This is a genomic window from Consotaella salsifontis, assembly GCF_900167365.1.
GTDB lineage: Bacteria > Pseudomonadota > Alphaproteobacteria > Rhizobiales > Rhizobiaceae > Consotaella > Consotaella salsifontis.
On the sequence record NZ_FUXL01000026.1, the window covers coordinates 23,085 to 30,115 of the forward strand.

Below are 7,031 nucleotides of genomic sequence, written 5' to 3' on the forward strand. Positions count from 1 at the left end.
TAGCGGAGTCCGGATCATGACCGACACCAGTCCCGCCCAGAAGCGGCTTCAACCCGGAATTTCAAGCGGCGGTTTCGATCTCGGACGATTGCTGCTCGAAGGAAGGGCATTCTTCGCGTTGATCGCGATCATCATCGTGTTCTCGCTTCTGTCGCCCTTCTATTTCACGATGAGCAACTTCCTCATCATGTCCTCGCACGTGGCCATCTTCGGGCTTCTGGCCATCGGCATGCTCGTCGTGATCCTCACCGGAGGCATCGACCTTTCCGTCGGCTCCACTCTCGGGCTCGCGGGGTGCGTCGCCGGGTTTCTCATGCAAGGCGTCGAACTCAAGATGTTCGGCGCGGTTCTCTATCCTTCGGTCTGGGTCGTCGTGGTCATGACGCTGGCGCTCGGCGCGCTGGTGGGAGCCGTCAACGGCGTGCTGATCGCCTATTTCAAGGTCCCCGCCTTCGTGGCGACGCTCGGCCTGCTCTACGTGGCGCGCGGCATCGCGCTTTTGATGACGAACGGCCTGACCTACAACAATCTCGGCGGGCGCCCGGAACTCGGCAACACAGGATTCGACTGGCTCGGCTTCAACCGCCTTTTCGGCATTCCGATCGGCGTCCTGGTGCTCGCCGTGGTGGCGCTGATCTGCAGCCTTCTGCTGACGCGCACGGCTTTCGGCCGGTGGGTCTACTCGACGGGCGGCAATGCCCGCGCGGCGGAGCTTTCCGGCGTGCCGGTGAAGCGCGTCCAGGTCACAGTCTATGTCCTGTCTGGCATGTGTGCGGCGATCGCGGGCCTTGTCCTTTCCTCGCAGCTGACTTCGGCCGGCCCGACCGCGGGCACGACCTATGAATTGACGGCGATTGCCGCCGTGGTCATCGGCGGCGCCGCCCTCACCGGAGGGCGCGGCAACGTGCGCGGCACGTTGCTCGGCGCCTTCGTGATCGGCTTTCTTTCCGACGGACTGGTGATCATCGGGGTCTCCGCCTACTGGCAGACCGTCTTCACCGGCGCCGTCATCGTCCTGGCCGTTCTGCTGAACTCCATTCAGTACAGCGGTCGATCCAAGCGTGCGTTGGCTGGCAATGGCAACAGCAATGGCAAGCCCGCCGCCCCGCAGCAGGGGGCAAAGGCCTGACGTCCCCTCGCGGCAATACCGCCGGGTCCCGGCATCAAGTGAGGCATCTTAGGGAGAGAGAAAACATGCTGAACAAAGGAAAGCGCCTGCTCGTCGCCGCGGCCCTCGTGGCCGGCTCAGCCCTGTCGACGCCCGCATGGGCGGAGGGACTGATCTCCATCATCGTCACCGATCCGTCGAACCCATACTGGTACACCGAGGGAGAGGTGGCCAGGAAGACCGCGGAGGACCTCGGCTACACGGCCACGGTCGCCGCGCACAAGGGCGACACAAATACGGAAAGCAACCTGATCGATACCGCCATCACCAATCACTCGGTGGCGATCATCCTCGATCCGGCCAACGCCGATGGCTCCGTTGGAGCGGTCAAGAAGGCCATCGCCGCTGACATTCCGGTCTTCCTGGTCAACGCCGAGATCAATCAGGAGGGTCTCGCCAAGGCCCAGCTCGTGTCGAACAATGCGCAGGGCGCAGCCCTCGGCGCGCAACAATGGGTCGAGATGGTCGGAGACACCGGCAACTATGTCGAGCTGTTCGGCAATCCGGCGGACAACAATGCCCAGACCCGCTCCAACGGTTTCGAGACGGTGCTCACCCAGTATCCGGACCTCAAGAAGGTTGCCCAGGAAGTGGCGAACTGGGATCGCACCCAGGGTCACAACAAGATGCAGAGCATGCTGCAGGCCCATCCCGACATCATGGGCGTGATCAGCGGCAACGACGAGATGGCGCTCGGCGCCATCGCCGCCCTCAAGGAAGCCGGGCGGCTCAAGGACGTGAAGGTCGGCGGATTTGACGGCTCGCCCGACGCGGTCGACGCGATCAAGGCCGGTGAGTTGCAGTATTCGGTGCTTCAGCCCGTCGCCGTCTTCTCGGCCGAGGCAGTCAAGCAGGCCGACAACTTCATCAAGACCGGCAAGACCGGCGCCGACACCGAAAAGCAGCTCTTCGACTGCCTGCTGATCACCAAGGACAACGTGGACAAGTACACCGCGCCCTTCGTTTTGGAGCAGTGAGGAAAAGCGGGAGCGCCTAACGGCGCTCCCGCGCATTACGCTTCCCAAGAGAGCCGGTTTCGGGCGTTCCTTAGGGATTTGAAGAGAAGGGCGGCCGATGAGAACCGTCCGTTCTTCCTAACATCCGGATCCGCTGACGCTTCATCGAACCGCCAGCCGCCTTTCCACATCCCGCCTCAGCAGTCTCTGCCGGTCAGGCCAGCCGTGGAAATGGTCTCTCCGGAGCAGAGGATTGGCCCCCTGCCCCGACGCCTTCGGCCCCCGCACCTCATCGGGTTTTCGTGCGGCGCAGCGACCAGTCCGCCGGGAAAGCCCGTCGACTGCGCGGGGACAGTTTCAGCGCCGTCTCATTTCCGGCGAGGAAGGGACGGATGCCACGCCGCAGAGGGAGGACTGATCGGCCGGCCGCCATATGTACAGACTTCCGGTCAATCCCAACCCTTGAAAAAGGGAACTTGCCAGAGATGAGCGCCCCGAACCGAACGAACGGATCCGCTGCCGGCCGATTGATGTCGGAGCAAATTCCCGGCGACAGCCGGCAGGCCCGCCAGCTTTCCCGCAGGCAGCTCATCACGCAGGCCGTCATGGCCGAAGGTTCGATGCGCATCGAGGATCTGACCGACCGTTTCAACATCAGCCTGATGACCGCGCACCGCGACCTCGACGATCTCGTCGGGCGCGGACTTCTGCGCAAGACCCGCGGCGTGGTCTCCGCCGCACCGACCAGCCTCATCGAAGCGAGCGACGTCTACCGGTCCAGTCGCGAGCTCGCGGAGAAGGCCGCGATCGCCCTGGCAGCGACAGATTTCGTCGAGCCCGGACAGGCGATCTTCCTCGACGATTCCACCACCGTGCTGCAAATGTCGGAACATCTGGCGACGAAGGTGCCGCTGACGGTCATCACCAACTCGTTGACCATGATGAACGCGATCAAGGGCATGCGTGACTTGACGCTGATCGGTCTTGGCGGCCAATTCGAGAACTGGTGCAACGCCTTCATAGGCCACATGGCGACGAAAGAGATCCGCCGGCTGCGGGCCGATACGCTGTTTCTCTCCGTAGCCGCCATCACCGACGGCATCGTCTTTCACCAGGCGCCAGAGATGGTCGACATCAAGCGCGCCATGTTCGACGCGGCATCGAAGCGTATTCTTCTTGCCGATCACACGAAGTTCGAGCGGCGTGCTCTCCACGGCTTCGCTGAGCTGGCCGAATTCGACACCGTCATCGTGGACGACGTCACGGCGCCGGACCATCTGGACAGAATGCGAAGCGCCGGCATCAACGTCGTCCTGGCGCAGACGAAAGGCCTGACGACCGCCATCACGGGCCACCAACGCCGCGATCACCAGGATTGAGGTTGCGTGGGCCGCTGGGCCGCGCAATTTTTAGGGCTGCTCTTGCCGTCTCCCTCAGACGCAGGCGGCGCCGACCTCGGCGGCGATTGCCAAAAAGCCATCGGCCTGCCACGCAGCGCGGCCGATGAAAAGCCCGTTCACATTGGGCTGGCTCGCCAAGGCGACGGCGTTTGCGAGACTGACGCTGCCGCCATAGAGAACAGGCAGATCGCGGCCGAGCGCTGCCGTGGCCGCCTCCTTGATCACAAGATGCTGGGCATTCACGAAATCCGGCTCTGCGGGGACGCCCTTTTCACCGATGGACCACACCGGTTCATAGGCGATGACGGGCAGCGCCGCGCCGCCGGCATCAATCTTCGCCAGAGCCGCCCTCGTCTGCCGGCTGACGGCTTCGTCGCTCGTGCCGGCCGCATGCTCGCTATGGCTGTCACCGACGCATATCAGCGCAATCAGGCCATGACGCTGCGCAGCCGCCGCCTTGAGCCCCACGGTTTCATCGGTCTCATTGAAATAGGTGCGCCGCTCGCTGTGGCCGATTTCGACGAGACTGGCGCCGCAATCAGCGACCTGGACCGGCGATATCTCCCCGGTCCACGCCCCCTGATCCTCCCAATGGACGTTTTGGGCGCCGACCATGATCGACGTTCCGCGGAGTGCAGAGGCGACACGGTCGAGCACCGTGAAGGGAGGAACGACGAAGAGCTGCGGCGCACGGCTGCTGGCGAGGGGAGATGCGCGAACGACATCGCAGAACGCGTCGGCCTCTGCGATCGTCTTGTTCATCTTCCAACTGGTGCCGATCCATAGAGGTTTTTTCAGCGGCTGAGACGAGGCACTTGTCATGGCCGAGCGGCTCCGTCAGCCATGGCGGCCAGGATTACCGCTGCGGAAGCAGCGCCCGGATCGACATGGCCGAGGGCTCGCTCGCCGAGCTTGGCTGAGCGCCCCTTCTTTGGCAGCATCGCCGCGGTTGCATCCGCCCCCTTGCCTGCCGCCTCGGCCGCTGCCCTCAGCACCTCCGCCGGCAGCGCGCCGGCCTCGGCCGCAGCCGCCGCCGCTGTCGCAGCAGGGGTCCAGGCGTCGATCATCGTCTTGTCCCCCGGCTCGGCTTTGCCGCGATCGCGTAGCCCCTGCAACGCGGCGGCCAGGAAGCCGGCAAGGGCTGCGCCGTCCGCGCCTTCCCTTCCCTTCAACGCCGCGCCACCACGCATCAACGCCGTCGCATAGAGCGGGCCGGAGGAGGCGCCGACGGCGTTGAGGAAGGTCCGCGCAACAAGATTGCAGACGTCGGTGATGGACTTTTCCTCAAGCTCCGGCGTCAGGATCTCGCGCACGGCGTTCCAGCCGATCGCCATAGTTATGCCGTGGTCGCCGTCACCGATCACGCCGTCGAGCTCCGACAAGCGAACCTTCTCCTCCTCGATCCGATCCGCCACCAGATGGAACATCGCCACGAAATCCGCCGCGCTCAGTGTGGTGCGCATGTCCTTGCCCTCCCTGCTCTTATATATTCCGCGTTTCCCATTGCGCGGTCAGGCGACCACCAGAGCCGCCGTGCGACAGGGATGGTCGAGAAGCCGACGCAGATCGTCGTCGAGGCGGATCATCGAAACGGAGGCGCCTGCCATCTCCAGCGAAGTTACGTACTCGCCGACAAAAGAGCGATGAATGGAGATACGGGCATCGTCCAATCTCTGCCGCACACGACGGTGGAGCACGTAAAGCTCCATAAGGGTGGTCGAGCCGAGGCCATTGACCAGCAGAGAAACCTGCTCGCCCGCCCCTGCGCCGCTTTCCGCCAATATTCGATCGACGAGTTCATCCGCCACCTTGTCGGCGGGAAGAACCGGGCCGCGGCTGATTCCCGGCTCACCGTGGACGCCCATGCCGATTTCCATCTCGCCGTCGCCGAGATGGAAGTTCGGAGCGGCGCTCTGCGGCAAGGTGCATGCGCTCATGGCGACGCCCATGGTCAGCGTGGCGGCATTCGCCTTTTCCGCGGCCGCGACGACGCCATCAAGATCAAGCATCTTGTCAGAAGCGGCGCCGGCCGCCTTGAACACGAAGAAGTCGCCCGCGACGCCCCGGCGCTCCGTCCGCCTTTCCCTCGGCGCCGAAGCGACATCGTCGATCACCGCGACGGATCTGACGGTCAAATCCTCCATGGCGGCCATTTCGGCCGCCATGTCGAAATTCATGACGTCGCCCGCGTAGTTTCCATACATGAAAAGGACGCCCGCTCCGCGATGGACGTCCCTGGCAGCCTGCAAGATCGGTTCCGGCGCTGGAGAGGCGAAGACATTGCCAGCGACCGCCGCATCCGCGAGCCCCTTGCCGACATAGCCGATGAAGGCGGGTTCGTGGCCCGACCCTCCTCCGATCACCAGACCGACTTTACCCTCTCGCGGACCATCCAGCGCATAGACCGCCCGCGGATTGGCTGATGATGGGCGCACGATATCAGGATGCGCGCCGAAGAAACCTTCGAGCATCTCACGAACGATCGCGTCCGGATCGTTCATGAACTTCTTCGAATTGGCCACCATGTCCTCCCTCGGACTCTTCCACTCTCTAGCCAGGGAACGGTCTGCGCGCTGCCTCTTCCAAGAGCCGGCCCGATGAACGGGCTGGCCGCTCCTCCCCGATTCTCGGAGGCACGGGCGCGCCGCCTGACGTTGCAATCAATACTTCTGGTCCAGAGCGTCGATCGCCCGAACGTTGGCGGCAGAGTGGCTCATGGGATCAAAGGAGGACGCCAGAAATGCATCGACGATCGCCTTGGCGAGCTCCGGACCGATCACTCGCGCGCCCATGGTGATGATCTGAGCGTTGTTGCTCTTGGCAGCCCTCTCGGCCGAGTAGGTGTCGTGGGCAAGCGCCGCGCGAATTCCCGGCACCTTGTTGGCCGAAATGGAGACACCGATTCCCGTGCCGCAGCACAGAATGCCGCGATCGAACCGCCCCTCCAGGATGGCATGGGCGGCTCGCTCGGCGGTATTCGCATAGAGCTCGTCTTGCTGCTCGGGTGAAGGGCTGTCGTCCACGAACGAAATGTCATGGCGCTTGTTCAGATGTTCGGCGATGACCTTGACCAATGGCTGCCCTGCGCTGTCGCCGGCCAGGATGACTTTCATCTCTCCCTCCCCCGTCGAAGGGTGTTCGACCCGAAACGAGCAGAGACACCGCGGAATCTAGAGCGGGATGAAGTTCGGCAGAATCGGAAGAGGATTCCATCGGAGGCGCCAATCTGATTCAACATGCTGGCTGGAGACGGAGGCCAGCATGGATGGGTCGACCTTATTCGATGGATCTGCGCGAGCGGGTGGTTGCGGCGGTGCTTGAGGGCGGGCTGTCGCGCCATCAGGCGGCGGAGCGCTTCGGGGTTGCGGTGAGCACGGCGGTCAAATGGCTGCAGCGCCACCATGAGACGGGCAGTGTGGCGCCCGGCCAGATGGGTGGGCACAAGCCGAAGAAGATCGCCGGCGCGCATGCCGAGTGGCTGCGCCGGCGCTGCACGGAGAAGCCCTT

At 63.9% G+C, this 7,031-nt stretch carries 8 protein-coding genes; 4 read left to right on the forward strand and 4 right to left on the reverse strand.

Annotated features, from left to right (window positions below; genetic code table 11):
* The first annotated feature begins 16 nt into the window (after nucleotides 1-16).
* The 3 genes from B5D38_RS21305 to B5D38_RS21315 all read left to right on the forward strand — a co-directional run bounded on the left by B5D38_RS21305 (nucleotide 17) and on the right by B5D38_RS21315 (nucleotide 3,503).
* The gene (locus B5D38_RS21305) at nucleotides 17-1,129 is read left to right on the forward strand and encodes an ABC transporter permease (protein WP_078710461.1); all 1,113 of its coding nucleotides are present in this window, start codon (nucleotides 17-19) and stop codon (nucleotides 1,127-1,129) included.
* Nucleotides 1,130-1,194: 65 nt separating this feature from the next.
* Nucleotides 1,195-2,145 carry a D-ribose ABC transporter substrate-binding protein gene (locus tag B5D38_RS21310; RefSeq protein WP_078710462.1) on the forward strand — a complete coding sequence of 317 codons (951 nt, stop codon included), beginning with the start codon at nucleotides 1,195-1,197 and terminating at the stop codon, nucleotides 2,143-2,145.
* Between the two features lie 464 nt (nucleotides 2,146-2,609).
* Nucleotides 2,610-3,503 carry a DeoR/GlpR family DNA-binding transcription regulator gene (locus B5D38_RS21315; RefSeq protein WP_078710463.1) on the forward strand — a complete coding sequence of 298 codons (894 nt, stop codon included), beginning with the start codon at nucleotides 2,610-2,612 and terminating at the stop codon, nucleotides 3,501-3,503.
* A 54-nt stretch (nucleotides 3,504-3,557) separates the two neighbouring features.
* Here the strand turns inward: B5D38_RS21315 and B5D38_RS21320 are convergent, their stop codons facing one another.
* From B5D38_RS21320 to derI, 4 genes are all read right to left on the reverse strand, one after another.
* Nucleotides 3,558-4,346, reverse strand: coding sequence for a triose-phosphate isomerase (locus B5D38_RS21320; RefSeq protein ID WP_078710464.1), 789 nt, complete (start codon nucleotides 4,344-4,346; stop codon nucleotides 3,558-3,560).
* A complete protein-coding gene (dhaL, locus tag B5D38_RS22315) occupies nucleotides 4,343-4,987 on the reverse strand; it encodes a dihydroxyacetone kinase subunit DhaL (protein ID WP_078710465.1) in 645 nt (214 codons plus the stop codon). Before dhaL ends, B5D38_RS21320 begins: the two co-directional genes overlap by 4 nt.
* Before the next feature lie 48 nt (nucleotides 4,988-5,035).
* Nucleotides 5,036-6,049 (reverse strand): dihydroxyacetone kinase subunit DhaK, encoded by a 1,014-nt coding sequence (locus B5D38_RS22320; protein ID WP_078710466.1) that lies wholly within the window; start codon nucleotides 6,047-6,049, stop codon nucleotides 5,036-5,038.
* A gap of 135 nt (nucleotides 6,050-6,184) precedes the next feature.
* Entirely contained in the window at nucleotides 6,185-6,637 is a 453-nt protein-coding gene (gene derI / locus B5D38_RS21335) for a D-erythrulose-4-phosphate isomerase (RefSeq protein WP_078710467.1), read from the reverse strand.
* Nucleotides 6,638-6,789: 152 nt separating this feature from the next.
* On the opposite strand from derI, the gene B5D38_RS21340 reads away from it, so the two are divergent.
* A partial coding sequence (locus B5D38_RS21340; RefSeq protein ID WP_131829989.1) for a helix-turn-helix domain-containing protein occupies nucleotides 6,790-7,031 on the forward strand: 242 nt, incomplete at its 3' end.